Annotated in this window: 2 protein-coding genes; both read right to left on the bottom strand. The window is 38.3% G+C overall.

The genetic code is table 11. The annotated features are described in order from the left end of the window. Positions 1–59 precede the first annotated feature (59 nt). A complete protein-coding gene (locus OU793_RS24675) occupies positions 60–440 on the bottom strand; it encodes an energy transducer TonB (RefSeq protein ID WP_201452287.1) in 381 nt (126 codons plus the stop codon). A 138-nt stretch (positions 441–578) separates the two neighbouring features. Beyond that, complete coding sequence (locus tag OU793_RS24670) at positions 579–815, bottom strand: GNAT family N-acetyltransferase (protein WP_274647921.1); 237 nt, start codon at positions 813–815, stop codon at positions 579–581. Positions 816–881: the final 66 nt, after the last annotated feature.

Raw genomic sequence — 881 nt, 5'->3', positions numbered from 1 at the left:
GAGTATATTCATGCGCATCTGTAAAAAGTGTCGCACTTCAAACTTGATACTAAGTTTTTCTATTCCGCAAATTTAATTTCAGTTGTCACATATACTGGTATATTCAGTGAGTTAGACTCGGATGGTACGTATTCAACTTTACTTAACGCTTTTAAGGCAATTAGATCCCATTCACCCTTAGGAGACGACTCAACAATTGTAGGATTAAATATCTCGCCATTCGAGTCTATTAAATAGTTAATTAGGACATAACCACCTGTTTTTGGCACCTTTATATTAGACTTCAAACTAAATCTAAAATCCTCTGACGACTGAACCCAATAATCACCTAAGTCATGTTGCTCAACTTTTATTGAAGATTGTGTCAGATACACTTCCTGTTTTGATGCACAACCACATAAAATTAAAAAACTTAGTGACAATATACTCAGTTTTTTCATATACACTCCTTGTAAAATATAACGCCGCGTTAAGTGGTGAACAACGCCAACCACCATACCTAACCCATTGTACCTTAAACACTAAATTCAACTTAAACTGAAATAGCCAAGCGTTGTGAATCCGCCTTAAACGCTTTGTTATACTGCTGCCTGCCGCTCCAGACGAACTTCTATTGCTTTAACGTTTGAGCTGTCAGCCAATTCAAAAATATCTGACTCAATACGCTCAGCAACCTTGAAACCTAGTGCCTCAAAGACCTCTACATTACCAGTTTGCTCAACGCACCAAACTGAGAGCAAGCCTGCATTAGAGAACATACACTCTGCTTCTAAAATTAAGCTTCGAGCTACGCCTTTTTTACGACATTCAGGCATGACAGCAAGTGTAGGCTTTGTTGCGTAATTCGATGGAACTAAATCAAGAAACTACGATCTGAGCGG

Origin of the sequence: Vibrio sp. VP6 (assembly GCF_028823755.1) — a bacterium.
Classification (GTDB): Bacteria; Pseudomonadota; Gammaproteobacteria; order Enterobacterales; family Vibrionaceae; genus Vibrio; species Vibrio parahaemolyticus.
The sequence above is the reverse complement of the archived record's forward strand: the minus strand, read 5'-3'. Positions and strand labels throughout refer to the sequence as shown.

Excerpts from the sequence above, each read along its gene's own strand:
- OU793_RS24670 (WP_274647921.1), bottom strand. The coding sequence starts at position 815 with ATGCCTGAATGTCGTAAAAAAGGCGTAGCTCGAAGCTTAATTTTAGAA.
- OU793_RS24675 (WP_201452287.1), bottom strand. The coding sequence starts at position 440 with ATGAAAAAACTGAGTATATTGTCACTAAGTTTTTTAATTTTATGTGGT.